The sequence below is a fragment of the Bradyrhizobium sp. cir1 genome, from assembly GCF_014198245.1.
Lineage (GTDB): Bacteria > Pseudomonadota > Alphaproteobacteria > Rhizobiales > Xanthobacteraceae > Bradyrhizobium.
On the sequence record NZ_JACIHE010000022.1, the window covers coordinates 82,842 to 108,449 of the forward strand.

Genomic DNA, 25,608 nt, shown 5'->3' on the forward strand with positions numbered 1-25,608 from the left:
CATATGCATTCGGCTTTGATCACAGCCGCCTACATCACGGCGGCAGTCCTCTTTATTCTCGCACTGGGTGGCCTCTCCAACCAGGAGAAGGCGAAGCGCGCGATCTGGTATGGCATCGTCGGGATGACCATCGCCGTAACTGCGACGGTTCTCGGCGGGGTCGGCGCGGTCTGGCTGGTCCTCATCATGGTCGCCCTTGGAGGGGTCGGCGGTGCGATCGCCGCGCAGAGAGTGCAGATGACGCAGATGCCGGAGCTTGTCGCCGGCTTCCACAGCCTGGTCGGGCTTGCGGCTGTGTTCATAGGGCTGAACGCCGACATCGAGGCAGGAGCGGCGACGAGAGCCCTGAGTGACGGCAGCGCGGACAAATTATCGGGCTTCGCGGCGACGCTAGCGCACAAAACGCCGGTCGAACTGTCGATCATGCGGGTCGAGCTGTTCCTCGGCATCTTGATTGGTGCAGTCACGTTCACAGGCTCGATCGTTGCCTACGGCAAGCTCGCGGGCAAGATTCAATCGAAGGCGCTCATCCTGCCGGGCCGGCATGCCATCAATATCGCGGCCGGCATCGCTTGCCTGCTGCTTGGCATCCTCTATTTCTATGGCTTTGGGATCTGGACGATGATCCTCGTTGCGTTCATTGCGGGGGCGGTCGGCTGGCATCTGATCATGGCGATCGGCGGCGCGGACATGCCGGTGGTGATCTCGATGCTGAACAGCTATTCGGGCTGGGCTGCCGCGGCGATCGGCTTCACCTTGTCGAACGACCTGCTGATCGTCACCGGGGCCCTGGTCGGCTCGTCGGGTGCCATTCTGTCCTACATCATGTGCCGGGCGATGAACCGAAACTTCCTCAGCGTCATCCTGGGCGGCTTCGGCGCATCCGGCGGATCGGCGCAGGCGATCGAGGGCGAGCAGGTGGCGATCGATACCGACGGAGTGGCAGCAATGCTGGAGGATGCCGAATCGGTCATCATCGTGCCGGGCTACGGGATGGCCGTCGCGCAGGCACAGCAGCCGGTCTCCGAATTGGTGAAGCGGCTGCGGGCCAAACGCAAGGAAGTGCGGTTCGGTATCCATCCGGTCGCCGGCCGTCTGCCGGGGCACATGAACGTGCTGCTCGCCGAAGCCAAGGTACCCTACGACATCGTGCTCGAAATGGACGAAATCAACGACGATTTCCCGTCGACCGATGTCGCGATCGTCATCGGATCGAACGACATCGTCAATCCGGCGGCACAAGAGGACCCGACATCGCCGATCGCTGGTATGCCCGTCCTCGAAGTCTGGAAAGCCAAGAACGTGCTGGTCCTAAAGCGCGGTCAGGGCACCGGCTACTCGGGCATCGAGAATCCGCTGTTCTACAAGGACAACGCCCGAATGTTTTATGGCGACGCCAAGAAGTCGCTGGACGAGCTGCTGACGCGACTTCACTAAGAACAACTGCGATGAGATTGGAATGAATCGTGATCTAGCCCATTGTTGAGCATCATCTTTCCGGAGAATCCTTCGCACTTTTGGGGCTTATGTTTTAGCTCTTTGTCAGCGCAGAGGATAGGATCCGTCCCTCAGGACCGAGCGCCAGAGCACATGTACGATCAGCAAGCCCGCCATGATCACGATATCGGCATTGAACACTGATCAGGCAAATTTCGGCAGATGCAGCGGCAGGCCGTCACACGGCATATCGATTTCCTCGACCTGGCCCTTGCCGACTTCAGTGACGCGCAACTTCTTGCCTTCCATCGTAAAGGCACAATTCGTCGGCTGCGGTCCATCCAGGATCAAGCGATCGGCGAGCTTACCTCGGCGGTCCAGCACAGTGACGTTCTTCTGATTGTAGACGGTACAATATAGCCGACCGTCGGTGCCGAAAGCCATTCCATCCGGTCCTTTGAAGTCGGGGTTCACATCCGGTTGCAGGACGTTGCCGAAGACGACGCGCTTTGGCGCCGCTTCGCCGAACACGTCGTATCGGTAGATTTCGCCGGTAAAGGACGCGTTGGCATACAGGTGATCGTCGGGACCGAAAGCGATGCCGTTGGTGAAACGAATCTTGCGATCGATTTCGCGGAGCACCTTCATGGCTGCCGGATCGATCTCATACACACGGCCGTCCCAATCGAGATCCATATAACCGTCCACGAAGGCCTGGCCATTGATGAAATCCTCGGCGGCCATTCCGGAATCGGTCATGTAGAGCAATCCGTTCGGACCGAAGCAGAGGTCATTCGGAAACAGAAACCGGTCCGCGCCTTCGCCTTGCATGCGCCGGATCTCGTTTCCGCTCTCGTCGATGCAGATCAGCGCCTTGAGGCCTGCCTCTGCGATCCAGATCCGGCCGTGGCCATCAGTCGTCAATCCGTTCGGACGCCCGCCGGTCGTCCGGATCACGCGGCGGTTGCCGCGATGATCAAGTCGCGTAACGCAAAGGGTCGACGCGGACATCTCCGTGACATACATTGATCCGTCCGGCAGGCACACCGGGCCCTCGGGGGCTCCGATCCCGGTGGCAAACATTCTCGACGCCATTTCTTCCTCCTGTTCTCCTATTGTCGGCGCTCCTCAGGCGATGACCAGGCCGCTGGCCGGATCGATCAGCACCACGCGATTGAGATCGATGGCGAGGTCGATCCGCTCGCCATGGCTGCTGACGTCATGAGCCTGCAACTCGGCAACCGCATCCACACCACCGATTTTGATCGTGGTAAATGTACGGGTCCCGGTCGGCTGAATGAGATCTGCGACGGCCGAATAGGGGACTACTCCGTCGCGGAGAGGTCCGCCGCCAGCGCGGCTGAAATGCTGGGGGCGAATGCCGACGAGAACTTGTTGGCCATTGGCGCCGCGCAGCAACCTGGCTTTTGCACTCGGAAGATTCAAGCCTTCGCCGGCCTGAAATGCAACTGCTGCTCCGCCATTGTCCGTTCTGAGGATCCCAGGTATGAGGTTGATTGAGGGAGAGCCGAGAAAACCGGCTACGAAGCCCGTACGCGGCTGCTCGAATAGCTCGAGCGGAGCGCCCTGCTGCTCGATCAGTCCGTCTCGCAGCAGAACGATCCGGTCAGCGAGCGTCATGGCCTCGACCTGGTCGTGGGTCACGTAAATCATCGTCGTCGTGATCTCGTGATGCAGGCGCTTGATTTCGGTGCGCATCTCGTCGCGCAGCTGGGCGTCGAGATTCGAGAGCGGCTCGTCGAACAGGAACAGGTCGGCCTTGCGGACGATGGCGCGGCCGATCGCGACCCGCTGGCGTTGTCCACCGGAGAGCTGCCGCGGATAGCGCTGCAGGAAATTGCCGATGCCGAGCATCTCGGCGGCTTCACTAACCCGCTTCCTAATCTCGATCTCGGGAGTCTTGCGGGCGCGCAGACCGAAGGCGATGTTCTCGCCGACGGTCAAATAGGGATAGAGCGCATAATTCTGAAACACCATGGCGATGTTGCGCTCGCGCGGGCGCAGGTCGTTGACCACTGCGCCCCCAATGTTGATCGTTCCGTCGTCCGGATCCTCGAGACCGGCGATGGTTCGCAACAGCGTGCTCTTGCCGCAGCCGGACGGCCCCACCAGCACGGCGAATTCGCCATCGGCAATGGTGAGATCGACACCCCGAACTGCGTGCACGTTGCCATAATATTTATGCACGCCGGATAGCTTGACGTCAGCCACTCTGCTCTCCCTAACCTTTGACTGCGCCCAATGAGATGCCGCGCACGAGATAGCGCTGCATCACCGAGACCGCGACGAAGATCGGCAACGTCCCCAGGACGGACATCGCCGCAATCTTCGCCCAGAAATTCGACTGACCGCCAAAATAGTGCGTCAACATGACCGGAAACGTGATGACCTCGGTACGCGTGAGCACGAGTGCGAACAGAAAGTCGTTCCAGGCGAACACGAAGGTGAATACCGACGTTGCCATGAGACCGGGGCGAACCATCGGGAAGACGACCTTCCAGATCACCTCCCATCGATTGAGGCCATCGACCAGCGCGCTTTCCTCGAGCTCAAGGGGAACGTCGACGATGTAACCCCGCATCATCCATATGACGTAGGGAAGATTGAATGCGGTGTAGAGGAGGATCAGCCCGAAATAGCCATCCACGAGACCGAGATACACATAGATCAGGAAGATCGGGAAGACGACCGCGATCGGCGGGATCATGCGCTGGGAGATGATCCACATCGCCAAGTTCTCGCCGCCGGTGCCGAACCGTGCGAGACTGTAGGCGCAAAGTGTTCCCAGAACGATTGCAATGCCGGAGCTGACGCCGGCGACGATCAGGCTGTTCAGGATTGCCAGGACGTCGCCATCCTTGAACAGGACGTAATAGTTCGAGAACTGGATCTGGCCGGGAATCCACAACGGCGGCACATGGTAGATCTCGTCCGGTGTCTTGAACGAAATCATGAACAGCCAGTAGACCGGAAACAGGAACAGCAGGGTCACGGTGCCGGCGCCGAGATACCGGACGGCGAGAATGCGGGCTTTTCTGGCCGGAAGCTTGCCGATCCTCATCGCGCAAGCTCCATGCGCTTGAGCACTAGGGTCGTTAGCAGCGTCAGCAGCGCAATCACCAGGAAGGAGATCGCGGCTGTGTAGCTGGTCTCGAATTGCGAGAAGCCCTGCACATAGGTGTAAAGCGAGATGGTCTCGGTCATCGAGCCCGGCCCGCCCTCGGTGAGGGCCCAGATGATGTCGAAGATGCGAACGAGATCGAGGCCGCGGATCAGACAGGCAACGGCGATCACGGGCGCGATCGCCGGCAGAACGATCGCCCGAAGCACGCGCAGGTACGATGCCCCATCGATCTCCGCGGCCTCGAGCTGCGACTGGTCGACATTCGACAGGGCGGCAAGCAGCAGGAGGAACATGAACGGCGACCACTGCCAGACCTCGCAGATGATGATCGCCGGATAGACGTAGGTGGGATTGACGGTCCACAGGATCCGGACCGGTTCTCCAGCGATGAAGCTCAGGATCTGGCCAATTGGGCCGAAGCGGACGTCGAACATCAGGCGCCAGGTCGCGCCCGCGACGATCGGAGAGATCACCGTCGGAAGCACCAGCAGCGCGACGAAGATCTGTCTGCCCGGCATGCGATCGATGAAGAGCTGCGCCATCAGGAATCCGACCAACAGCTCCAAGGGGAGGGCGATCGCGGTGATGATGGCGGTGTGACCGAGCGAAGCCCAGAGGCGGGTATCCCTGAACAGCTCCGCATAGTTCAAGAGGCCAACGAAGGAGGTGTCGTTCTCGGTCATCGTGATGCGCTGGAAGCTCACGATCAGAGAGTAGATCAAAGGAAACAGCCCGACCAGGAGGAGGATCAGAATGGCCGGCGCGACGATGAGATAGGGCAGGCGGTCCTCGAGCATGCGCCCAAAGCGACTAGGGCGGCGTTGCTCGGCTGCGTTGAGACTTGCGGAAAGCGTCATTGTCAGTCCAGGAAACGGCACCGCCGGGAGAGCGATGCCTCCCGTGCGGTATCCAGCCAATCATTGCGGGTAGGCGCCGGGCTTTGCGGCCCAGACCTTGTAGGCGGCCTTCTGGTTCTCGATGCCGACCTTCTCGGTGATCGCATCGAATTGCTGCGCCATGCGGTCGAGAATGGCCTTGGGATCTTCGCCGGCCCAAAGGCTCGAGATCGCTTTGGTCATCGCCTCGTCGTACTTGTCCTGTTGCAGCAACGACAGGTCGAGCAGGCCCTTCTCCCCGGACGTCTTGATGTTGTCGAGATAGGCGGCAGCGTCAGGCCAGAGCGCACGATATTTCTCGCTCGCATAGTGCGAGAGCCGGAAGGGATCGCGCAGCGTATAGGGGAGCTGGACGCGCTCGAGGCTGGTCTTCTTGCTGTTCAGCCACTGGATGAAGAGATAGGCGGCCTCCTTGTTTTTGCTGGTGGCCGACACAGATAGATCGAAACCGACGCCGAGCTCGGGGCGACCGAGAGGGGTGAGGGCGTAGCCGACCTTGCCGGCGACTTGCGATTTCGGCACCCACTTCAAAGCGTCCTCTCCGGAGCCGTAGCCCGCGGCCCAGCGGCCGTAGGGCGGCCAGGAGATCGTCATCGCGGTCGTGCCCTGAAGGAAGGCGGCGAGATTGTCGACGAAATTCCACTGCTCGACGCCGGGCGGCATGAACTTGTTTTCCGCCAGCATCTGCTTGAACACCTTGAGGCCGACGTCGCCATTCACCGTGGCCTTCATGGTATCCGCATTGAAGAATTTGCCGCCTTCCATGCGGAAGCGTTCCTGGAACATGTATTGCGGATAGGGTGCGGTACGGAAGAAGCCAGCGCCGTAGACTTTCGGCGCCATTTTGTCGGTGATGAACTGGCCGATTTCGTCAAATTGTTTCCAGTCCTTCGGGGGCGCGAGCTCGTAGCCGAACTTGGCCTTGAATTCGTCCTTCATCTTCGGATCCTCGAAGATGTCCTTCCGGTAGTAGAGCAGCATCACGTCGCCATCGTCCGGAAAGCCGTAGATCTTCCCGTCATACTGCATCTGATTGTCGCGATAGGCCGCCGCGATGTCCTGCAGTTCGTCGCGATAGCCGAACTTGTCGACATACTTGTCGAGCGGCTCGAGCGCGCCTGCGCGCGCCAGGTCAGGCATCCAGGATGGGATGACGTTCAGCGCGTCGTACGCTCCGGCGCCTGATTTAAAATCCTGCATGATCTTGGTGAACATCTGGTCGGTCGGTACCTCGACCACCTTCACCTTGATGCCGGTGAGCTTCTCCCATTGCGGGCCCGAATAGTTCAACGGGTCCAGAGATTGGAGACCGGCCTCCCAGACGATGCTGATCGTTGTGCCCGCGTACTTCTTCGCGGCTTCCACCGCTGTGTCGGTGGCATCCTTGTCTGCAGCCGGCGCCGAACCTGCAGCCAGCGCTAGCACTGCGGCCGCGCCGAGAAACGTCCTGAACTTCATCCCTTCCTCCTCCTCTTGGGCGTCCGGAGTCCGGAAGAGCCGGCTTCGGAGCGCTTCTCACGTGATCATGGCCTGGTTAGTCAGCCGCCGGCGTGAACGGACGCCGTCGGTGGTGACCGGGCCGAGAGAAACAAATTCATCTATGTCGAGATTTGCAGCGCAGGCGCATCGCGGGTCCGGGCTTGTCGCCCGCAACCTGAATGGACGCCAGTTGGCGTTGTAGAAGCACGTACCCTCCCCAAAACGCTCGAGAGCGTTGACTTTGGGGCTAGTCTGCGTCGAGGTGGAACTGGCCGACAAATGAGAACTTTGCAAGCATCGATGAATCGCAGTCACCTATCTGCTGAGGTGTCTGCGAAGCAAAACGAGTCGACCATGCGGTCGTTCGGCTGGAGAACAGGCTTACAGGACTGTCCAGAGGCAATGCGCGCGCCAAACTTCCTGAGCGCCACGCTTCCCAGCATTGCACTCGAACACGCGACCTGTTGAGCTAAGGCTGCCGATCTCACAGCGTGTGCACGTTCGTGTCGTGCCGCTCCGGCTGGTTCAGCATCGCGAGAGTCGGCGTGTCGCAGTTCTTGCTGGCTGAACGGCTCAGGAGGCGGAGGCAATCAGGATCGGACGGTCAAGCCGCACGCCTGGATTCTCTCGGCTAGCTTAAAGTCGTTCATACCGGCAATCAGGTTAATCGCTGATGACGATACCGACCTCGGTCCTTGCCGATCCGCGATGCGTGGCCGACAAACCCGTCAATAGGCAGTCAGATCTCGGTGGTGGTCCTCGCCCTTAATGCTCAAACTGCGGTTGCCATCGCAGCAGGTAGGATTGCAGCGAGCGTACCGCGATCGCCAGCAGGATGCCGACGAACATCATGACGAAGATGGCGACCATCATCTCGCTGGCGTTGGCGCGCGCCTCGGCTTCGATGATGAGCTTGCCGAGGCCGCGTTCGGCGCCGATGAACTCGCCGACGATGACGCCGATCAACGCAAAGGAGACGGCCGGCAGGAGCGAGGCAAACACCCAGGCAAGCGCGGACGGGATCACGACTGTGCGCAGCACCGTGAATTCGCTGGCACCGAGCAGGCGGGCGGCGGCGATCTGGTCGCGGTCGACCGCACGCGTGCCCTCGAAGGTGTTGAAGAACACCACGAAGAACACGACGAGCCAGGCGGTTGCGATCTTGGAGAGGTCACCGAGGCCGAAGATCAGGATGACGAGCGGCACCAGCGCGATGCGCGGTATCGAGTTGAGCGCCACGATGTAGGGTCCGAACACGCGGGCAAGGAAGTCCGATCGGCCGAGCACGAGGCCGGCCGCGATCCCGCTGGCCGAGCCGAACAGAAAGCCCCACCAGGTGTTCTTCAAGGTGACGAGCGTCGCAAGCCACAGATTATTGTCGCTGCCCGTGATGCAGGCGGTAAAGCCGGCGGCATCGGAAAAGCAACCGAGCCGCAAGAAACTCTGCCAGATCAGCGACGGCTTGGCGATGAAATAGGGATCGAGGATTTTTGGCACATAGGCCTTCGGCAGCAACGCCTTGCTCCATTCAAAACCCCACTGCCAGACGACGAGAACCACCGCGAGAATGGCCAATTGCCAGAACAGGATGACGGTGCGGCTGTGGGACATGATCAGTCGGCCCTGGTGCGGCGGAATTCTTCGCCGAGGGAATGCCAGATGTGGGAATAGAGCCGGCCGAACTCGGCCGTCTCGCGCACGCCCACCGGATCACGCGGACGCGGGATTGCGACGTCGAAATCTTCCTTGAGGCGCCCGGGGCGCGCCGAGAGCAGGATGATGCGGCTCGCCAGCGTCAAGGCTTCGCCGAGATCGTGCGTCACGAACAACACGGTCTGCCGCTCGCGTTCCCAGATCTCCAGCAACGTCTTGTGCATCTCGAGCTTGGTGTGGGTGTCGAGCGCGCCGAACGGCTCGTCCATCAGCAGGATCTCGGGCTCCAGGATCAGCGTGCGCATCAACGCGACACGCTGGCGCATGCCGCCGGACAGCATGCGCGGAAAGCTCTGCCCAAAACCCGAGAGCCCGGCCTTCTCGACCGCCGAAGCGACGCGCCCGGCGCGCTCGGTCTTCGGCAGTCCCGCGATCTCCAGCCCATAGCCGATGTTCTGCTCCACGGTGCGCCAGGGGAACAGCGTATCGCGCTGGAAGACATAACCGACCCTGGGATTGACCTTGCCGGTCTCGACCGTATCCCCATCGATCAGGATGCGTCCGCCCGAACGCGGCAACAACCCCGCGACCATGTTGAGGATGGTGCTCTTGCCGCAACCGGATGGACCGAGCAGCGCGACGAACTCGCCCTGCTTGACTTCGAAGGAGACGTCATCCACCGCCACGAACTCGCGGCCGGAGGCGTTAAAGCGCTTGACGAGCCCCTTCACGGTAATGCGCGTGCGCGCCGCCGCTGCTGGCTCCTCGTCGCGCGCGAGCGCCAGGCCCTGGCTTGGCGCGGCGATCATTTGTACTTCGCCCTGGCCGCCTGGAGGAAGCTCATGTCGACGACATCCTCGTATTTGGTCTCCGGAATGTCCGTTCCCTTGCGGTACCAGGGCTTGGCGCCGCGTTCGAACGAAGCCTTGTCGATGGCGCCGTCATAGGCCCAGGTCGACTTGTCGAAGCCGAGCTCGGCGCTGACCGCATCGGGATCGATCCCTGAGAAATATTTCGGCGTGACCAGCGCCTGCACCTCCGCAAGCGGCGTCGCCTTCACGAAAGCCATCGCACGGTAGATCGCGTTGACATAGGCCTGCACCATCGGCTTGTCCTGCTCGACCGTGTCCTGGAGTGCGTAGATCACGAGCACGGGCAGCGTGCCGCCGAAATCCTTGTCGAACACACCAGGCTTCGACGTGTCGTAGATCGTCCGGCCAAAGCCCTTCTTCTCGACCTCGACGATCCAGCTCGGCGGCGCCATGATGGCGTCGAACTGCTTGGTCTGCAGCGAAGGGAACATCGTGTTGGGCCCGCCGCCCGCGACCCAGTTCACCTTGCTGCCGAGCCCGCGCGCTTCGAACACATAGGTGCCGAACACCCAGGTGCCCGATCCGATCGCGGTCGCGGCAACGATCGGCTTGGCGCCGTCGGGGCGCTTGTACTCCGCGAGCTTCTCGACCGAAGTGATGCCACTGTCGTAGAGGTCCTGCCGGACCATGATGTTGGCATAGGAGCACACCATCTCGGTCGCGAGCAGGATCTTGCAGGGCTTGCCGCGCGCACCGAGCTGGAGCGGATGGCTGGCATCGCCATGCGCGAACAGCACCTGCCCCGCCGCCAAGGTCTGGCGGCCGAACGTGCCGGCGTTACCTGTGACGAGCTTGGAATCGAGCCCTTCGTCCCTAAAGTAGCCCTTGAGCTCGGCGATCATGCCGATGGCGTAGACCGGCGAGACCGGCCCGAATGCGAGCGAGACCTGCTTGGCCTCCGCACGCAATTGCCCCGGCAGCAGCGATGCACCGGCCCATGCGGAGCCCGCGATCAGCGCCTGGCGCCTGTTCATGCTCATGTGCTGCTCCTCCCTTGATCTTGTTTGATTGCGCCGACCGGTCAGGACGGCGCAACCTTGATCGTCCCCTGCTGCCGCAGCGCTTCGATCTCGTCCGGCGACATGCCGATCTCGCTCAGGATCTCGCCGCTGTGCTGACCGATCCCGGGAGGATCGTAGCGATTGGGCAGGCGCATTCCGTCCATGGAAATCGGCAACAGCGGCGTCTTGGCCTCGCGGCCGTCAGGAAGCCGAATGTCGGTCAGGCCACCGGACCGGTTGAGATGCGGATCGTCGAAGAGATCGCCGGGCTTGTTCACCGGCGCATAGGGCAGATCGAGCTGCTCGAGCCGCGCAGCGAGATCGGCTTTGTCCCATTGCTTGAAGATCTTCGCGATCTCCGGGATCAGCCAGCTGCGATGATCGACCCGGTCGTTGCTGCTCGCAAAGCGGGGATCGGTAAGCCAGGCTTCGCGATCGAAGGCGCGGCAGAACGCCTCCCATTGTTCTTCGCCGACGATGGTGACGAACAGTTTTGAGCCGTCCCTGGTATCGAAGAGGTCGTAGACCGGCCATGGGCTGTCCTTGATCGAGTACGGGATCGAGGGCTGGCCGCTGACCACCTCGCACATCATGGCCTGCGCCATCAGGAACACGTTGTTCTCATAGAGGGCGCTCTGGATGTAGCGGCCCCGGCCGGTGCGCTGCCGCTCGGCGAGCGCAGCTTGAATCGCGATCACGCCGAACATGCCGCCCATGACATCGTTGACCGAAGCGCCGGCGCGCATCGGTCTGTCGGGCAAACCGGTCATGTAGGCGAGGCCGCCCATCATCTGCACGACCTCGTCGAGTGCGAGGCGGTTCTCGTAAGGGCCAGGCAGATAGCCCTTGAGCGAGCAATAGATCAGGCGTGGTGCGAAGGCCGCGACATTGTCGTAGTCGAGGCCGATCCGCTTCAACAAGCCCGGCCGGAAGTTCTCGATCAGGACGTCGCTGCTGGCAATCAGCCTTCGTGCGACGTCCTGGCCCTGCGCGCCCGACGTGTCCAGCGCGATGCTGCGTTTGTTGCGGCTGTAGGTCGCAAAGAAGCCGGCGGCAGGCCCCTTGAAGGTGCGGGTGCGGTCGCCCTTCGGCGGTTCGACCTTGATCACGTCGGCTCCGAGATCGGCCAGGATCAGGCCGCAGCTCGGCCCCATCACCATCTGGCTGAACTCGATCACCCGAACGCCCGCCAACGGACGCAGCTCAGATGCCCTCTCGTGCGCAGCCGCAGTCATGCGGCGCTCCGCAGGACCTTGGGAATCCCGGCCTCGTGCAGATGGCCGGTCAGATGGTTTGCCGGGATGTGGCGGGCGAGAATCTCGCGGGTCTGCATCAGGCGGTCGAGGTCGATGCCGGTGGAGAGCCCCATGCGCTCCAGCATGAACACGAGATCCTCGGTGACGATGTTGCCGCGCGCGCCGGGAGCGAAGGGGCAGCCGCCGAGGCCGGACACTGCGGCATCGAAACGGCGGATGCCGGCCTCGAGGCCTGCGATGGCATTGGCAAGGCCCGCACCGAGCGTGTCGTGCAGATGCAGCCGCAGCGTCATTTGCGTTCCGACCTCACGCTGCACGGCGGTGACGATCTGCCGGATCGATTTGGGCGTCGCATAACCGACGGTGTCGGCAAGGCCGATCTCGTCGGCCCGCGCTTCGGCAAAGGCGCGCGCGACCCGGCATACCGCCGCTTCGCTCACTTCGCCTTCCAGCGAGCAGCCGAAGGAGGTGGAGATCGCACCCATCAATTGCGGCCGCCGCCCCACCGGCCGAGCGTCGATCGCGGCGCGGACCGCGCGAAACCCCTCGACCTGCTCGTCGATCGAGCGGCGCACGTTGGCTCGGTTGTGCGTCTCGCTGGCCGAGATGACGAAATAGAGGGAGTCGACGCCGGCGCCGATGGCGCGCTCGGCGCCCTTCGGGTTCGGCACCAGCGCGCCGATGGTGGTCGATTTGTGCGTGAGCGCATGCGCCATCACCGCATCGACGTCGGCGAATTGTGGCACGACTTTCGGCGGGACGAACGACCCGGCATCGATCTCGCGGACGCCCGCGGCCGCGATCATGTCGATCAAGGCGCATTTGGCTTCGGTCGGAACGAAGATGTCCAGGTTCTGGAGACCATCGCGGGGCGCGACCTCGCAAATGTGGACATCGGGCTCGCGGGCCATGTGGGCCTCCCTGGGTTGATTGTATATTGTTGCATAAAAGAACAATCCATGGGACATTCTGTCAAGCCCTAAAACTGTCAAGCCCTAAAACCTGCGTGCACTGCAATGAGAGCCACCGATAGTTCCCGACAGCGCAGCGACAAGAACGGCTCCGAGCGCGCCGAGCACCTCGCCGGTCTGATCATGACACTCGCTCGCCGCGAAGGCATGAAGGCCGGAGACCGCCTGGTCGAACAAAGGCTTGCGGATGCGCTGGACCTTTCACGCGCGCCGATCCGGCTCGGCCTGAAGGCACTGGAAGCGGCAGGGCTGGCGCGCGGCGAACCCCATCGCGGCTTCGTGCTGGCGAAGAATCCAACCAGTGGCGCCGTCCAGCCGGCGCTCGCGGCCGTCAGGCGCAGCGAGCAAGTTTATACGACCATCGCAGGCGACGTGCTCGCGAGCCGACTTCCGCCCGACGTAACTGAGGCGGAGCTCTTGCGCCGCTATGATCTGAGCCGCGCGGAATTGCAGCGGCTGCTGGACCGCATCGCCGCCGAGGGCTGGATCGCTCGCTTACCGGGCTATGGCTGGCGTTTCGCGAAGACGGTCTCGAGTCCCGAAGCGCAAGTGCAGGCCAAGGCGTTTCGCGCGGTGATCGAGCCGGCGGCGATCGCGCAGCCCGGCTTTGCGCTGCCCCAAGAGGTGATCACACGCCTGCGCGAGCGCCAACAGCGGGTCTTCGATGGCGAAATCGAGAAGATGACGATCGGCGAGATCTTTCACTCCGGCTGTGAATTCCACGAGGAGATCATCCGCGGCGCGGGCAATCCCTTCTTCCTCGAGGCGCTCAAGCGCGTGAACTCGATCCGTCGCCTGTTCGCCTATCGCAGCTTCGCCGATCGTGAGGGCATGCGCCGACACGTGCGCGAGCACCTACGCTTGCTCGACCTGTTGGAAGCCCGCCACTATCCGGAAGCAGCTGAACTGATGACGCGGCACCTGCAGCGCCCGCTAGTCGAAGGCCTGTCTTGATGATCTTCGCGCCGCCGGGAAACTATTGATCCAAGCTGCCATGGGTCAACACACGACACCAACCGACGTCAGCACTGATGGAGAAGCTTATGCGTGGAATCCCCGTCGCGATTTCGCTTCTTGCGCTCACAGCGGCCATAGGTGTTGGAACCTCGACGGGGCGAACCGAGCCCTCCCTACTTCCGATCGGAGCGAGGGTCGGGGATTTGGACCTTTCACCTTTTTATCGTTGGTCCGGCACTCTGCCGGAACGACCGGGGCTGATGCTGCGGCAGGAGGCCGTGCCACCGCAGCCCGAAATCATAAGCGCAGGTCGCGCCGAGCGGATCCTATACACATCCAACGATCTGCGGTGGAGTGCCCGCATCGTTCCGGTGATCTTTATCTGCCAAAGGGGGAGTCACCGGCGGGCGGCTGGCCACTGGTCGCCTGGGCGCATGGCACGCTCGGCGTATCTGATGCATGTGCCCCATCTTGGACCGGACACAAGCCGCGTGATGCAACCTATATCCAGCGATGGCTTGAGAACGGTTTCGCAGTTGTCGCCACGGACTACCAGGGGCTCGGCGGGCCAGGCCCACATCCTTACCTGGTCTGGCAGGCGGAAGGCCGCTCTGTGCTCGATGCGGTGAGAGCCGCGTTGTCGGCGTATCCGGACAGGATCGCACCGAAAGTCTTTATCACGGGGCAGTCGCAAGGCTCAGGTGCCGCGATCGGAGCGACGATGATTGCGGAAAGCTACGCTGCAGATGTGCCGCTGCTTGCGACTGTGGCTACGGGACTCGTCTCGACGTTCCCGGATGGACCATACAGGCCGGACACGACCGCGATAGCGTCCCCTATCTATACGACCTTGATGATGCTCGGCGGTTCGCTGGCCGAAGGGGCTCCCACGGTCGACGATCTCGTCTCGGACAAGGGTAAGCCAATTCTAAAGGCAGCCCGTGAGAGCTGCGCCCCAGAAATGCGAGATGTCGCACGTCGGGAGGGCATTACTGCGGATAACGTCTATGTCCAGCCGATGGTCCAGGTTTTGGCGCGGCTGACGCCTGTCACCGACATGAGAGCGAGAAGGCTTCATGTGCCCATGCTCCTCGGCACCGGTCTCGCCGACACTACGCTGGTGCCGATGCGCCAATATGCGGAGGTCGCCGCTCTATGCGCCGTTGGAAACGACGTCAATTGGAAGACCTATCCCGGTGCTACGCACAATGGCGGCTTGAACGCTGCCTTTCCCGATGCCTTGGCCTTCTTCCGTGGCGTGCTCGCCGGAGAAAAGCCGCGAAGCAACTGTTCCGAAATTACTGAACCCGGTCCACCTGGTGAAGCTGCAACAGGCATTGCGTTTAACGACTAGCAACGAACAGCCACAACGAGCGAGTTGGAAAGCTTCGCTGCAGCGCAGCTGTTCCGTCGTCGGTACGTTTGCAGCGTCCCTTCCAGTCGCGCAGCCGACGCTTGCTTCTGGCCGTGGCTGGCCCCTGACTCCGTCCAGCCTCTCGTTCGCCCTATAAGCGATATCAAACGCGTCCCGGGGGAGCAGAGCGGGGTAACCGTCTCTTCCGGAGACTTCGGACTCGCCTATCGCGGCTGGAGGATTGGAGATCGATCATTACGATCTCGCTTGGCACGCCGCCGCACGCGCTGATAGTGGCCTCGTCGGGTGGCCACAGTAAAAACTATTAGATGGTCGTCGAGGAAATCCTGTATCCATCCAGGCCTGTCCGGTTCACACGACTACTGACTCTTCGCGGACACGGTGTACTTCACCGCGCCCAACAATGGCGCCGTATTCTCGACCGGATCAATCGCCTTCAGTCAGTCGATGCCTACAACAATTTCGAAAACAATGTCTCGCGACTTCTGGCATCATTTTAACCGCGTTCAGTCGGAAAGGCCGGCTGCCGGGCTGTGCCTCGACGGCTGAGGCGAAGCAATGGCGCTGGACTGGACGAGCCAATTTATTCGGGTCGTCGAATTTACGATAGCGAGGTGGCGGCCCTGGTCGGCCCAGAGGGGCCGCATTAGTGTGCCCATTGCTGAGGCAAGGCGAGCCGTAAATCAGCGAGGCTCGTCTTGAACGGAATCGGCAATCAAACGGGATGGGAGAGTATCGAGACCTCATAGCCGTCCACGCGGCCAAGATAGATCGGTTGGCTCGAACCGGCGAGCGTGCCGCCCTTCTTGCCGCGGGCTGTGCGCGCTTGAAGCGCGCGGCCGACTTTACCTCGAACTGAGTCGGCGCGCGTCGTCTCGGCCGCAGCGACCAAAGCCGCAAAGCAATGCACGCCTTCGTAGCAAGATTGGCCAAAAGCGTTGGCGGGGGGCGGACTATCGCCATGGAGTGTGTGATAGCGCTCGAGGAATGCGCCGTTGTTATGCGATCGAAGGCTGGAGAAGTACGCTGACGAAATGTAGAGGTTTTCGGTTTCGTGTTCGGCGAGCCCATAGATGATCGTCTCATCTACGGCGCAGGCAAAGCGATCCGCTCGCGACGTGAGCCCTGCGGCCGCGAACGCGCGATTGAAATGGATCGCGTCGGATCCCAGGAAAAATGGGAGAACAACGTCGGATCGGGTGGAGGCGATACGGGACAAAATTTCATCATAGTCGCGGCTGCCCAACGGCAGATACATTTCACCCGTTATGGTTCCGCGCGCTTCCTGAATCATTGCTCGTGCGATCGTTATACTTCCACGTGGCCACATGTAGTCGTTCCCGCAGAGAAAATAGCGCCGGTCACGGTGGCCGCCCTGGAACATCCGAAGCGCCGGTGCGAGAAGTTGACTAGATGTTTCGCCTGTTGTCACAACTCTCGCGTCATTCTCGAACCCTTCGAACTGCGGCGTATAGATAAAGGGTACTGTGCGGCCGACAGCGCGCGTCACTGGTCTACGGCAATAGCTCGGGACCATGCCGACGATGCCGTCGATACCTTCGAAGGCAACCGCATTGGATGCCGCTTCAGCCGCCGTTTCTCCCGTAGGCCCGCTGTCGATCGTGGTGAGTTCGATGTGCCGACCGAGCACGCCTCCCGCCTGATTGAGCTCCGCGACTGCCAGTTGTGCACAAGCAATGGCTGAGGGGGTCCAGATCGCAGTCGCCCCCGTTTCGGCTACGAGCAAACCAAGCTTGATCATGCAACCGACCCTCTCCATTTGCCGTCCGTTTCCATCCTGCAGAATGAACTATCTGCAGTCGCTTACGGCAAAGCTTAGGATCAGATGCAAACTCCGTGCCGGTAGACGGCTGGATTTTGCCCCTGCAACTAGTCCCGATTCGGTGTTTCGCGAAATCTATAGTTGTTAGGCACTGAGAATGCTGCCCCCTATTTTAGCAAGAAAACCTGGGTGAAGACGCGCCGAGCAAGTTCGGAAGAGACAAAGTGCTGGTCGCGCCTGGTTTCAGAAATCTGTATGGCAAGCCAAACGTCTAGCCTTGGATCGATCAATTCGCACATGATGGGATTGGCCGTGCCAGTTGAGAAGATGCCGTGCACGTCCATTGCGCTCTTTTCCAGTGCCGCAAGCGACAAAGGTTTTGCCGGGGCGACCGTGTAGCGCGGGTTTTCGAGCCAGGCATTGGCACACCGAAAACGCACTCACTGAATACGCACTCGCTGAGCTTGTCACCTATGACGAGCTTTGCGGCAGCTGCCGCACTCATCCTCCCGGAAACCGTCGATTCCAGCGTTGCCAGAAGCTTTGGGAGCGATTGCTCGGCGCTAGCTTTCCGTCCCAGGCCGAAATAGGCGATGCCAAACCATGACCTGTAGTGAACCTCGAATTTGAGATCTTCAGTGTCGTCCACAGGTTGTTCAATGCGTGCGTCCGTGCGGTCGCTGGCGAGAATTCGCGCTTTGCTCCATTCCGCACCGTATGTCCATTGGGAGTGGAAGGGCATCTTTAGCGCGCTCAGGTCGACATCCTGCAAGCGGATTCCTAGGCGTGCTCCTGATTCGGAATTGTTCATGCTCTCTCTCGTTTGGCGGGATCGATGACAGAAGTATCGACGATCGAGGGATGGACTCCGCACTTCGAAGGAAGAGTTGCGAAGCCCCTAGCCCCACTCATTCCATCCTGCGTATGAAGCTTTCCAACATGGCCCTCAGCTTTTCGGCGTGCTCGTTGCCGTAGGCGTCTTCAGCCTTGGTCTCTTGCTCGTTGACTCGCGCGCTCTGGGCCGCAAGGCGCTCCGCTCCCTTCTCTGACAGGAAGAGGACGACCTTCCGGCGATCGGACGGATCAGGAGCGCGGTAGACGAGCGCTTCCTGCACCATGCGATCGACAATTTTGGTGGTGGTCGGAGCGCTCAGGGCCAATTCATCGGCGATGGCGCGCATCGTCATTCCTCGGCGCTCCGACAGCGCCTTCATCAAACGCCACTCATCGAGGGCGATGCCATCTGCATTTAGATGGCGAGCAAAATGCCTGCTCGCTTGGGACAGTAGATGAGACAAATGCTCGTTTAGGGGGCGATCTGACATTTGAAATTTCAACTATTTGCGACTCTATAAGCTCTCTACATCGATCTTGAGCCGCATGGAAAGAAATAACTTCGAGGAATTCCTTCCATTTTTGGACCAGAAAGCTCAAATTTAGCGTCTGAGAAAAGTAGTTGCTTTTTCAATCATTGTAATATCAACTTCATGGAGCTAATCACCCGCGCCCCACCCGGAGTTTCGCCCCATGAGTCTTACTCGTCGCTATTTCTTGCGCTCGACGGCCGCTGCCGCGTCTGTCACGGCTCTCGCTTCCCCCGTGTTCATTCGGAATGCCTTCGCGGCTGAGCCGATCCTTGTCGGATCGCTCCATGATCAGTCGGGTACGATGGCGGCCTCGGGCTCGCCAATGGTGGACAGTCTCAAGCTTGGGGTCGAGGAGGTGAATGCGGCTGGTGGTCTGCTCGGGCGCCCCCTAAAGCTCGTCCACTACGACACACAGTCGAACATCCAACTGTATTCGCAATACGCCCAGCAATTGTCCGTTCGGGACAAGGTATCGGTAATCGTTGGAGGCATCACTTCGGCATCCCGTGAGGCCATCCGACCGACTTTCGATCGCTTTCGTACCCTCTATGTCTACAACACGCTCTATGAAGGAGGTGTCTGCGATCGGAACATGTTCATCACTGGGACTACGCCAGCGCAGACGGTTGCGAAACTTGTGCCCTACGCGATGAGCAAGGGCGGCAAGAAAGTGTATATCATCGCGGCCGACTATAATTACGGGCAGATCACCGCCAAATGGATGCAGAAGTACGTCAAGGAAAATGGCGGCGAGACATTATCCGTCGACTTCTTCCCCCTCGATGTCACTAATTTCGGTCCGACTATATCCAAGATCCAGGCCGCAAGACCGGACCTGATTCTCTCCGCACTCGTCGGCGGAAACCACGTTGCCTTCTACCGCCAATGGGCCGCGGCCGGAATGAAGGACCGCATTCAAATTGCCTCTACCACCTTCGGGCTGTTCAATGAACCAGCAACCCTTTCCGCGGCCGAAAGCGACGGCATTATTGGCACTTTCGGCTACTTCGAAGAACTGACCACCCCGGCCAGCACGGCATACGTCGACAAGCTCAAGAAGCTCTCACGGGGCATACCCTATATCAGCGAGCTCGCCGCAGCGACCTACGAGGGCTTCAACCTATGGGTGGAGGGTGTCAAAAAGGCAAAAACGATCGAGCGGTTGCCGGTGATCGAAGCGCTTGAGACCGGCATCGCGTTCGACGGCCCGAGCGGCAAGGTAGTGGTCGATCATAAGACGCACCACGTCTCGCGCAACACGTATCTCGCCGTGGTGAAGGATCGCAAATGGGTCGTCACCGAGACCTTTCCGGACGCGCAGCCACTCGACACTGCCGCAGTCTGCGATCTGGTGAAGAACCCGAACGACAACAAGCAATACGAGATCTCGCTCTAACGCCTTCGGGTTTGGCGCCGCCTAGGCTCGCCGGCGTCGCCACTCCATCTCCCGCTTCTCGGAGCAATCCATGGATTTGGCAATCATCCTCGCGCTGGATGTTCTAAATGGCGCTGCGTCACTGTTCCTGCTCTGTGTCGGCCTGGCCATCATCTTCGGCATGATGAAGATCATCAATCTCGCGCATGGCGAATTCGTTATGCTCGGTGCCTACGCAACGGTGATCGCGACCAATGCCGGCATGAACATCTGGGTCTCGATGATCATCGTTGCTCCACTGTTTGTCGGCTTGGTCGGATTGCTCATCGAGCGCTGCTTGATCCGCTTTCTCTACGGGCGGCTCGTCGATTCAATGCTCGCAACGTGGGGGCTGAGCCTCCTGTTGATCGGACTTGTCACGACGATCTACGGCAACACGATGAACGGTGTGCCGACGCCGCTTGGCGGCTTCCAGGTCGGTGAGTACCGGTCGAGTTGGTACACCCTGTTCCTGGCCGGGATGGCAGTGTCCGTTATGGCGCTGGTCTATGCTCTGCTGCGCTTCACCCGATTTGGACTCATCGCCCGCGCGGTGATGCAGAATCCGAACATGGCGGCGACGCTCGGCGTCAATCCCAGCCGCGTCTATATGATCACGTTTGGCATCGGCGCCGGACTGACGGGACTGGCTGGGGGGCTGCTTGCGCCATTGTCAGGAATTACCCCCGTCATGGGAGCCGCTTTCATAGCGAAATGCTTCATAACGGTGGTGGGTGGCGGTGCCACGATCATCTCGGGAACGCTGACTGCTTCGGGCTTGTTTGGCCTCGTCAATCAGCTCGGTGCCTACTTCACGACCCCAGTGTACGGCGAGGTGATTCTGTTCCTGTCGGCGATCCTCCTGATCCGCATTCTGCCGCAGGGCATTTCCGGACGTTTCTTCAAAGGTATGTCGTAATGACCGATGCGCGACATGCCGGCCTTCAGTCTATTCTGGTGCTGGCAGCGGCGACAGGCGTCGCCCTGCTGCCTCTCCACCTCGACCTTTTCGCGCTGATGCAAGTAACGCTATTCGCGGCTATGAGCGTGCTCGCACTGAGCGTGGCCTTCATATGGGGTTTCGGCGGCATCCTGTCATTTGGGCAAACTGCCTTCTTCGGACTTGGAGGCTATGTCTATGCAATAGCGGCCATCAATTTTGGTGACTCGACAAACGCAATCCTGCTCGCGGTCGTTCTTCCGGCACTCTTTGCAACAGCGCTCGGCTATTTCGTGTTCTACGGCAAGATAAGCGACGTCTATCTCGGTGTTATTACACTCACCGTAACGCTCATTCTCTTCAATGTCGTCAATTCGACCGCAGGAGAAGCGTATAGGATCGGCATCGCGCGGCTGGGGGGGTTCAATGGGATCCCCTCGGTGCCCACCTTCAATATGCCCTTCCACCCAGAAATTCCACTGTCTCCCGAGACTTCCTGGTGGGTTACAGGAGGTACGCTAATCGCGGTCTATCTGCTGCTTAGGCTGATCCTGGTCAGCCGTTTCGGCCGCGTTGCGGTCGCGGTGCGCGAGAACGAGACTCGCGCCGCTCTTCTCGGTTACGATACGCGATTGGTCAAACTCGGCGTGTTTGTCCTTGGCGGTGCGATTGCAGGTCTAGGCGGCGCGCTTTACGTCAATTGGGGTGCGTTTGTCGGGCCAACAATTTTCTCCCTCTCGCTATCAGCCGAAATCATCATTTGGATCACCGTCGGCGGACTTGGCAGTCTGTTCGGTCCGATCGTAGGTTGCTTTGTGATCCAGTGGCTCGTTGCATTGATAGGATCACAGCAGACGTTCAACTCGAATCTCGTCCTCGGCGCAATTCTCGTCGGCTTCGTCCTGTTGCTGCCGAAAGGTGTCGCACCGACCTTCCTCCTCTGTCTTGCGCGACTGCGTAAGCGCTACCGGAGCACGACCGAACACGGCAGCGCTCAAAGCACGCCTCATGCCGGTCAATTGACATGACAGAACTTGTCCCATTGCTGAAGACAGAAAAATTGACAATGAACTTCGGAGGCGTCGTTGCCAATGACAGCGTCGACTTCAACCTCGGCGAAATGGAACTGCGGTGCCTGATCGGCCCGAACGGAGCCGGCAAAAGCACCTTTTTCAAGATGCTGACCGGGCAAATCACGCCGTCATCAGGGACGATCGCTTTTCGCGGCAGGTCGATTGCAGGCTTGCCGAGCCATGAGATCGCTCGTACCGGTCTAGGCATAAAGACGCAGATCCCGAATGTGTTCAACGGCCTCTCCGTGCGCGAGAATATCTGGCTATCCGCGCGCCGCAAGAACACGCCCCGTATGGCAAACCTTGTTGTAGACGAGATTCTGGAGAGAGTTCGTCTGACCGAAAAGCAGTCCGCCATCGTTGGGCAGCTTTCCCACGGTCAACGCCAGTGGGTTGAGATCGGTACAGTGCTTGCCGGTGATCCTGAGCTCCTCCTTCTCGACGAGCCAGCTGCGGGTATGACCGACAAAGAGACGGAGCGCACTGCTGAGATCATTCGGGAGATCAATGAAGCGCGCGCAATCATCGTGGTCGAGCACGATATGGAGTTCATCAAGATGATTGCGCGCACTGTCACCGTCTTTCATCAGGGGCGGATCATGATGGAAGACACCCTCAAGAACGTCCTGGCTGATGCCCGTGTACGCGACGTGTATCTCGGCAAGAAGGTGGTCGTCTCATGATGAACGTTCTCGAGGTTCAAGGGTTGCGCGCAAACTACGGTCCTGTGCCGATCCTGACTGGAATCGAATTCGATGTCGGGGAAGGCGAGTATCTCGGCATCCTCGGGCACAACGGGATGGGAAAAACGACCCTGCTGAAGTCTCTCATGGGGCATCTGCCGGCGATGGACGGTGTCGTGCGGTTCCTCGGCGGTGACGTCACCAAACTTCCCATTCACGGGCGTGCGCGCATGGGCCTTGGTCTTGTCCCGCAGGGGCGCGAAATATTCACAACCCTGACGGTGCGTGAGAACCTACGGATGGGACTCGCCGCCGCACGGAAAGAAGATCTCGGTGTTATCGATGACCTGCTTACGGACTTTCCGCGACTTGTCCGTCTGCTCGACCGGCCCGGCGGAGCACTTTCCGGAGGAGAGCAGCAGCTGTTGGCGCTTGCAAGATGTCTCTGCGCGAATCCAAAATTGATTCTGCTCGACGAACCTACTGAGGGTATTCAGCCGTCGATCATCGAGGAAATCATCGAGACGCTGCTCGCGCTGAGGAAGCGCCGATCGCTCTCGATGATTGTCGTCGAGCAGAATCTCGAGTTCATTGCTTCGCTCTCGGATCGCGTGCTCAGCATCCAGAAAGGTCGCATCACGGGCGAAGTAAGCCGTGAGGATCTGCTTGCTGGCCGCGTCGGCCTTGCCGTGCCCTAGGCCCGGCCAACCGGAATTCCTGCGGCATTTCCACATCTGCGGGAAACGCAACGCTGGAGCACCAAATTCTCTCGAGTCCGCCTTAGATAGCCCACTGCCTGGAGTAATTTCGTGATCCTCAAACTTGAAGATAGCGAGCGTCGCGTCGCGCAGCTCGAAGACATCGAAGCCGTTCGACAGCTCAAGTGTGAATATGCGCGCTGCCTGGATGCAATGATCAACGAGAACGGCCCTGCCCAAGCAGTCCTTGATACCTTTTCTGAGGATGCGACCTGGGAGTCGCTCCATTTTGGAGTCTATCAGGGATACGCTCAGCTGTCGGAGTTTTTGGCGTCGTGCAAAAATAAGATCTCGTTTTCGCTCAACTTCGTGATGAACCAGATTATCGAGATATCGCCGGATGGAGGCAGCGCGACTGCTCGATGGACGACCTGGGCGCCGCTAACAATCGGAGGCAAGCCGATGCTGATGGCTGGTCTTTACAAGGATGCATACGTGAAGCGCAATGCGCAATGGTTGACGTCGCGCGCCGAGTTGACGGTGAAGTTCGTTTCCGATTACCGGGTTGGATGGGCGGAAGAGCGAATTTCGAAATTGTGGACCTGGGATCAAGAGTCTCGTGAGGGCACCAATGTCGCTTGAGGCGCGCATCTCAAGACTGGAAGATATTGAACGTCTTCGTGAGAGGGTCGTCGAGTTCTTCGAGCATTGTGACACCGGTGGTTCGACCGGCGAGGCTTACAATCCGAAAGCGCTTGCTTCGCTATTCCTCCCAGACGGTTGCTTTGAGAGCGGCGATCTCAAGTGCGTTGGAAGGCCTGCAATGGAGGACTTGTTCGCAGATTTGGCGCAGACCTTCTGCCTTCACTATGCAGGCAATTATGTATTCGATGTGCGCCCCGGAAGTGATACGGCTTACGGTCACTGGAGCGCATGGGAAACTCCAGTTCTATCAGGCAAGGCCGTTTGGGGCTGTTTCGTTCACCGGCATTCTTATCGGAAGCGGGATGGCCAGTGGTATTGGTTAAATTGGGACCAGACGATCAAGTTCTTTGTTCCTGTATCTGACAGCTGGGAGCAGGCCGATCGCATCGTAGAGCAGCGCCTCTCTCACGGAGCCTAGTTGTGGTTCGACAGCTTCGCGTTGGGTTGGTAATTGCTGTCGCTTATTTGGGAGCTGAACTGGTTCGTTGTGGTTTGGTGAAATCGTTGCTCATCTGAACCCGCCGCGGCTACACCAACTTTGCCTGCAAAGTGTCTTCGCCGGAGGGAGCTGAATTGCCGTCTTCTGTAGCGTCCGTCACGACAGCGGTCGCGGGCGCGGCGCCATTTCCGAATCGAGGATCAGTCGACCATCGAGTCGTCCATCCAACCGCTTCACGTATTCTGAAGCTTCCTCCATGTGCGCTTTCATGAGTGCGCGCACGCGCTCGCTGTCGCGCGCGCGGGCGGCCTTGGCGATCTCCGTGTGAATCTTGACGTTGGCGCATCCGAATCTCGTGTGCTCTTCCGGAGGCGTCTGGGTGCTGAAGACAACCAGCCGACGCAGCATCTCGTTGATCAGTTCGCATGCAAAGCGCAGGAAGGGATTGGGGTTTGCTGCAGCCAGGATGTCGTGAAAGTCGAGATCCGCCTGGCGTTGACGAACCAGAAGAGACGGCTCCTGCGAGGCCGGCTGGCACGTTTCAATGTTCTGCTCCAGAGCATCGAGCTGCTCGTCCGACAGAAATGGCACAGAGCCGGCAGCCAGTTCCGGTTCCAGCAAGCGTCGCGCCGCATAGATGTCCTCCATGCTGACCTCTTTGAAGAACAAGTAGTTCTGCAACAGCTGAAAAGTGCGATCGAGCGGCACCTCCATGATCGTCGCCCCACCGGTCGGGCCGGTGCTGATCGTGATCAGTCCCTGCACCTCGAGGGACTTGAGCGCCTCGCGAATTGTGCTCTTGCTGACCGAAAACAGCCGTTGAAGCTCCTTCTCCATGGGAAGCTTGTCGCCCGGACGAAGGTTCTTCTGCGTGATCAGCTGCTTGATCTCTTCGGTAACCAGGTCGGCACGCTTTTGAATTTTCAGCCGGCCCCCCGACCGCGAAAATTTTTCCAATTCCATCGTCATGCGTTCTCGTCGCGGACGCAATTGCGCAACAACTCCGAGAAACGACGCAGAGGTAAAGGCATGGACAGTACATCAATCGGCTGGCTGGCGCTGCCGCTCGCAATCCTGGGTGGGGCGATCCGTGTGTCGACACCCTTCATTTTCGTGAGCATCGGTGAGCTGATCACCGAGAAATCGGGCCGTATCAATCTAGGCCTCGAAGGTACGCTGATGCTCGGCGCCATGGCGGGATACGCGATCTCCTACCTCTCCGGCTCGCCGTGGCTCGGCGTACTTTCCGCCGGACTTGCCGGAACGACCTTCGGGCTCCTGCATGGCCTGCTGTGCAGCGTGAAGCGCGTCAATGACACCGCGATCGGCATCAGCCTGATCGTGCTGGGTACGGGCCTCGCGTTCTTCATGGGCAAACCCTTGATCGAGCCAAAGGCGCCGCCGCTTCCCTCGATCGAACTCGGATTCTGGTCGAGCGTACCGCAGGTGCGAGCTGCGCTGGAC

25 protein-coding genes are annotated in these 25,608 nt (G+C 60.1%); 11 read left to right on the plus strand and 14 right to left on the minus strand.

The window, feature by feature from the left end:
• The first annotated feature begins 3 nt into the window (after positions 1–3).
• The gene (locus GGD63_RS32100; RefSeq protein ID WP_183248007.1) at positions 4–1,437 is read left to right on the plus strand and encodes an NAD(P)(+) transhydrogenase (Re/Si-specific) subunit beta; all 1,434 of its coding nucleotides are present in this window, start codon (positions 4–6) and stop codon (positions 1,435–1,437) included.
• Between the two features lie 204 nt (positions 1,438–1,641).
• Here the strand turns inward: GGD63_RS32100 and GGD63_RS32105 are convergent, their stop codons facing one another.
• The 10 genes from GGD63_RS32105 to GGD63_RS32150 all read right to left on the minus strand — a co-directional run bounded on the left by GGD63_RS32105 (position 1,642) and on the right by GGD63_RS32150 (position 12,650).
• Positions 1,642–2,268, minus strand: coding sequence for an SMP-30/gluconolactonase/LRE family protein (locus GGD63_RS32105; protein ID WP_312013458.1), 627 nt, complete (start codon positions 2,266–2,268; stop codon positions 1,642–1,644).
• A 297-nt stretch (positions 2,269–2,565) separates the two neighbouring features.
• Positions 2,566–3,669, minus strand: a complete 1,104-nt coding sequence (locus tag GGD63_RS32110; protein ID WP_183248010.1) for an ABC transporter ATP-binding protein — start codon at positions 3,667–3,669, stop codon at positions 2,566–2,568.
• Positions 3,670–3,679: 10 nt separating this feature from the next.
• A complete protein-coding gene (locus GGD63_RS32115) occupies positions 3,680–4,519 on the minus strand; it encodes a carbohydrate ABC transporter permease (RefSeq protein ID WP_183248012.1) in 840 nt (279 codons plus the stop codon).
• The gene (locus GGD63_RS32120) at positions 4,516–5,439 is read right to left on the minus strand and encodes a carbohydrate ABC transporter permease (RefSeq protein WP_183248014.1); all 924 of its coding nucleotides are present in this window, start codon (positions 5,437–5,439) and stop codon (positions 4,516–4,518) included. The genes GGD63_RS32115 and GGD63_RS32120 overlap by 4 nt, the downstream gene beginning before the upstream one ends.
• Before the next feature lie 60 nt (positions 5,440–5,499).
• A complete protein-coding gene (locus GGD63_RS32125) occupies positions 5,500–6,936 on the minus strand; it encodes a sugar ABC transporter substrate-binding protein (RefSeq protein WP_183248017.1) in 1,437 nt (478 codons plus the stop codon).
• Between the two features lie 786 nt (positions 6,937–7,722).
• The gene (locus GGD63_RS32130) at positions 7,723–8,568 is read right to left on the minus strand and encodes an ABC transporter permease (protein WP_183248019.1); all 846 of its coding nucleotides are present in this window, start codon (positions 8,566–8,568) and stop codon (positions 7,723–7,725) included.
• 2 nt (positions 8,569–8,570) lie between these two features.
• Positions 8,571–9,419 carry an ABC transporter ATP-binding protein gene (locus GGD63_RS32135; protein WP_183248020.1) on the minus strand — a complete coding sequence of 283 codons (849 nt, stop codon included), beginning with the start codon at positions 9,417–9,419 and terminating at the stop codon, positions 8,571–8,573.
• The gene (locus GGD63_RS32140) at positions 9,416–10,462 is read right to left on the minus strand and encodes an ABC transporter substrate-binding protein (RefSeq protein ID WP_183248022.1); all 1,047 of its coding nucleotides are present in this window, start codon (positions 10,460–10,462) and stop codon (positions 9,416–9,418) included. The genes GGD63_RS32135 and GGD63_RS32140 overlap by 4 nt, the downstream gene beginning before the upstream one ends.
• 41 nt (positions 10,463–10,503) lie before the next feature.
• Positions 10,504–11,718, minus strand: coding sequence for a CaiB/BaiF CoA-transferase family protein (locus tag GGD63_RS32145; protein WP_183248024.1), 1,215 nt, complete (start codon positions 11,716–11,718; stop codon positions 10,504–10,506).
• The gene (locus GGD63_RS32150) at positions 11,715–12,650 is read right to left on the minus strand and encodes a hydroxymethylglutaryl-CoA lyase (RefSeq protein WP_183248026.1); all 936 of its coding nucleotides are present in this window, start codon (positions 12,648–12,650) and stop codon (positions 11,715–11,717) included. The genes GGD63_RS32145 and GGD63_RS32150 overlap by 4 nt, the downstream gene beginning before the upstream one ends.
• A gap of 207 nt (positions 12,651–12,857) precedes the next feature.
• Between GGD63_RS32150 and GGD63_RS32155 the strand changes: the two genes are divergently transcribed.
• Together GGD63_RS32155 and GGD63_RS32160 are read left to right on the plus strand one after the other, a co-directional pair.
• Complete coding sequence (locus GGD63_RS32155; protein WP_246785747.1) at positions 12,858–13,664, plus strand: GntR family transcriptional regulator; 807 nt, start codon at positions 12,858–12,860, stop codon at positions 13,662–13,664.
• Between the two features lie 40 nt (positions 13,665–13,704).
• Positions 13,705–15,021 (plus strand): lipase family protein, encoded by a 1,317-nt coding sequence (locus tag GGD63_RS32160; RefSeq protein WP_246785754.1) that lies wholly within the window; start codon positions 13,705–13,707, stop codon positions 15,019–15,021.
• A 736-nt stretch (positions 15,022–15,757) separates the two neighbouring features.
• Here GGD63_RS32160 and GGD63_RS32165 read toward each other — a convergent pair.
• From GGD63_RS32165 to GGD63_RS32175, 3 genes are all read right to left on the minus strand, one after another.
• Positions 15,758–16,804: a substrate-binding domain-containing protein gene (locus GGD63_RS32165; RefSeq protein WP_183248027.1), complete on the minus strand. Its 1,047-nt coding sequence runs from the start codon at positions 16,802–16,804 to the stop codon at positions 15,758–15,760.
• Between the two features lie 307 nt (positions 16,805–17,111).
• Complete coding sequence (locus tag GGD63_RS32170) at positions 17,112–17,636, minus strand: hypothetical protein (RefSeq protein WP_183248029.1); 525 nt, start codon at positions 17,634–17,636, stop codon at positions 17,112–17,114.
• 97 nt (positions 17,637–17,733) lie between these two features.
• Positions 17,734–18,039: a MarR family transcriptional regulator gene (locus tag GGD63_RS32175; protein WP_246785748.1), complete on the minus strand. Its 306-nt coding sequence runs from the start codon at positions 18,037–18,039 to the stop codon at positions 17,734–17,736.
• Between the two features lie 313 nt (positions 18,040–18,352).
• Here GGD63_RS32175 and GGD63_RS32180 point away from each other — a divergent pair, with 313 nt between their 5' ends.
• The 7 genes from GGD63_RS32180 to GGD63_RS32210 all read left to right on the plus strand — a co-directional run bounded on the left by GGD63_RS32180 (position 18,353) and on the right by GGD63_RS32210 (position 24,123).
• The gene (locus GGD63_RS32180) at positions 18,353–19,588 is read left to right on the plus strand and encodes an ABC transporter substrate-binding protein (protein WP_183248034.1); all 1,236 of its coding nucleotides are present in this window, start codon (positions 18,353–18,355) and stop codon (positions 19,586–19,588) included.
• A gap of 70 nt (positions 19,589–19,658) precedes the next feature.
• Positions 19,659–20,525 (plus strand): branched-chain amino acid ABC transporter permease, encoded by an 867-nt coding sequence (locus GGD63_RS32185; RefSeq protein ID WP_183248036.1) that lies wholly within the window; start codon positions 19,659–19,661, stop codon positions 20,523–20,525.
• Positions 20,525–21,574: an ABC transporter permease subunit gene (locus GGD63_RS32190; RefSeq protein WP_183248038.1), complete on the plus strand. Its 1,050-nt coding sequence runs from the start codon at positions 20,525–20,527 to the stop codon at positions 21,572–21,574. Before GGD63_RS32185 ends, GGD63_RS32190 begins: the two co-directional genes overlap by 1 nt.
• Positions 21,571–22,302, plus strand: coding sequence for an ATP-binding cassette domain-containing protein (locus GGD63_RS32195; RefSeq protein ID WP_183248039.1), 732 nt, complete (start codon positions 21,571–21,573; stop codon positions 22,300–22,302). The genes GGD63_RS32190 and GGD63_RS32195 overlap by 4 nt, the downstream gene beginning before the upstream one ends.
• Complete coding sequence (locus tag GGD63_RS32200; RefSeq protein ID WP_183248041.1) at positions 22,299–23,000, plus strand: ABC transporter ATP-binding protein; 702 nt, start codon at positions 22,299–22,301, stop codon at positions 22,998–23,000. Before GGD63_RS32195 ends, GGD63_RS32200 begins: the two co-directional genes overlap by 4 nt.
• 111 nt (positions 23,001–23,111) lie before the next feature.
• Entirely contained in the window at positions 23,112–23,642 is a 531-nt protein-coding gene (locus GGD63_RS32205; RefSeq protein WP_183248043.1) for a nuclear transport factor 2 family protein, read from the plus strand.
• Positions 23,632–24,123, plus strand: coding sequence for a nuclear transport factor 2 family protein (locus GGD63_RS32210; RefSeq protein ID WP_183248045.1), 492 nt, complete (start codon positions 23,632–23,634; stop codon positions 24,121–24,123). Before GGD63_RS32205 ends, GGD63_RS32210 begins: the two co-directional genes overlap by 11 nt.
• A 177-nt stretch (positions 24,124–24,300) precedes the next feature.
• Here GGD63_RS32210 and GGD63_RS32215 read toward each other — a convergent pair whose 3' ends face one another.
• Positions 24,301–25,113: a FadR/GntR family transcriptional regulator gene (locus tag GGD63_RS32215; protein WP_210316055.1), complete on the minus strand. Its 813-nt coding sequence runs from the start codon at positions 25,111–25,113 to the stop codon at positions 24,301–24,303.
• A gap of 60 nt (positions 25,114–25,173) precedes the next feature.
• On the opposite strand from GGD63_RS32215, the gene GGD63_RS32220 reads away from it, so the two are divergent.
• Positions 25,174–25,608: ABC transporter permease subunit (locus GGD63_RS32220; protein WP_409334108.1), on the plus strand; the 435-nt coding region annotated here is incomplete at its 3' end.

Bases quoted from the DNA above. Each gene is read 5' to 3' on its own strand.
- GGD63_RS32100 (WP_183248007.1), top strand. From the start codon at position 4: ATGCATTCGGCTTTGATCACAGCCGCCTACATCACGGCGGCAGTCCTC.
- GGD63_RS32105 (WP_312013458.1), bottom strand. From the start codon at position 2,268: ATGCAAGGCGAAGGCGCGGACCGGTTTCTGTTTCCGAATGACCTCTGC.
- GGD63_RS32115 (WP_183248012.1), bottom strand. From the start codon at position 4,519: ATGAGGATCGGCAAGCTTCCGGCCAGAAAAGCCCGCATTCTCGCCGTC.
- GGD63_RS32120 (WP_183248014.1), bottom strand. From the start codon at position 5,439: ATGACGCTTTCCGCAAGTCTCAACGCAGCCGAGCAACGCCGCCCTAGT.
- GGD63_RS32125 (WP_183248017.1), bottom strand. From the start codon at position 6,936: ATGAAGTTCAGGACGTTTCTCGGCGCGGCCGCAGTGCTAGCGCTGGCT.
- GGD63_RS32130 (WP_183248019.1), bottom strand. From the start codon at position 8,568: ATGTCCCACAGCCGCACCGTCATCCTGTTCTGGCAATTGGCCATTCTC.
- GGD63_RS32135 (WP_183248020.1), bottom strand. From the start codon at position 9,419: ATGATCGCCGCGCCAAGCCAGGGCCTGGCGCTCGCGCGCGACGAGGAG.
- GGD63_RS32140 (WP_183248022.1), bottom strand. From the start codon at position 10,462: ATGAGCATGAACAGGCGCCAGGCGCTGATCGCGGGCTCCGCATGGGCC.
- GGD63_RS32145 (WP_183248024.1), bottom strand. From the start codon at position 11,718: ATGACTGCGGCTGCGCACGAGAGGGCATCTGAGCTGCGTCCGTTGGCG.
- GGD63_RS32150 (WP_183248026.1), bottom strand. From the start codon at position 12,650: ATGGCCCGCGAGCCCGATGTCCACATTTGCGAGGTCGCGCCCCGCGAT.
- GGD63_RS32155 (WP_246785747.1), top strand. From the start codon at position 12,858: ATGAAGGCCGGAGACCGCCTGGTCGAACAAAGGCTTGCGGATGCGCTG.
- GGD63_RS32160 (WP_246785754.1), top strand. From the start codon at position 13,705: ATGGGTCAACACACGACACCAACCGACGTCAGCACTGATGGAGAAGCT.
- GGD63_RS32165 (WP_183248027.1), bottom strand. From the start codon at position 16,804: ATGATCAAGCTTGGTTTGCTCGTAGCCGAAACGGGGGCGACTGCGATC.
- GGD63_RS32170 (WP_183248029.1), bottom strand. From the start codon at position 17,636: ATGAACAATTCCGAATCAGGAGCACGCCTAGGAATCCGCTTGCAGGAT.
- GGD63_RS32175 (WP_246785748.1), bottom strand. From the start codon at position 18,039: ATGAAGGCGCTGTCGGAGCGCCGAGGAATGACGATGCGCGCCATCGCC.
- GGD63_RS32180 (WP_183248034.1), top strand. From the start codon at position 18,353: ATGAGTCTTACTCGTCGCTATTTCTTGCGCTCGACGGCCGCTGCCGCG.
- GGD63_RS32185 (WP_183248036.1), top strand. From the start codon at position 19,659: ATGGATTTGGCAATCATCCTCGCGCTGGATGTTCTAAATGGCGCTGCG.
- GGD63_RS32190 (WP_183248038.1), top strand. From the start codon at position 20,525: ATGACCGATGCGCGACATGCCGGCCTTCAGTCTATTCTGGTGCTGGCA.
- GGD63_RS32195 (WP_183248039.1), top strand. From the start codon at position 21,571: ATGACAGAACTTGTCCCATTGCTGAAGACAGAAAAATTGACAATGAAC.
- GGD63_RS32200 (WP_183248041.1), top strand. From the start codon at position 22,299: ATGATGAACGTTCTCGAGGTTCAAGGGTTGCGCGCAAACTACGGTCCT.
- GGD63_RS32210 (WP_183248045.1), top strand. From the start codon at position 23,632: ATGTCGCTTGAGGCGCGCATCTCAAGACTGGAAGATATTGAACGTCTT.
- GGD63_RS32215 (WP_210316055.1), bottom strand. From the start codon at position 25,113: ATGACGATGGAATTGGAAAAATTTTCGCGGTCGGGGGGCCGGCTGAAA.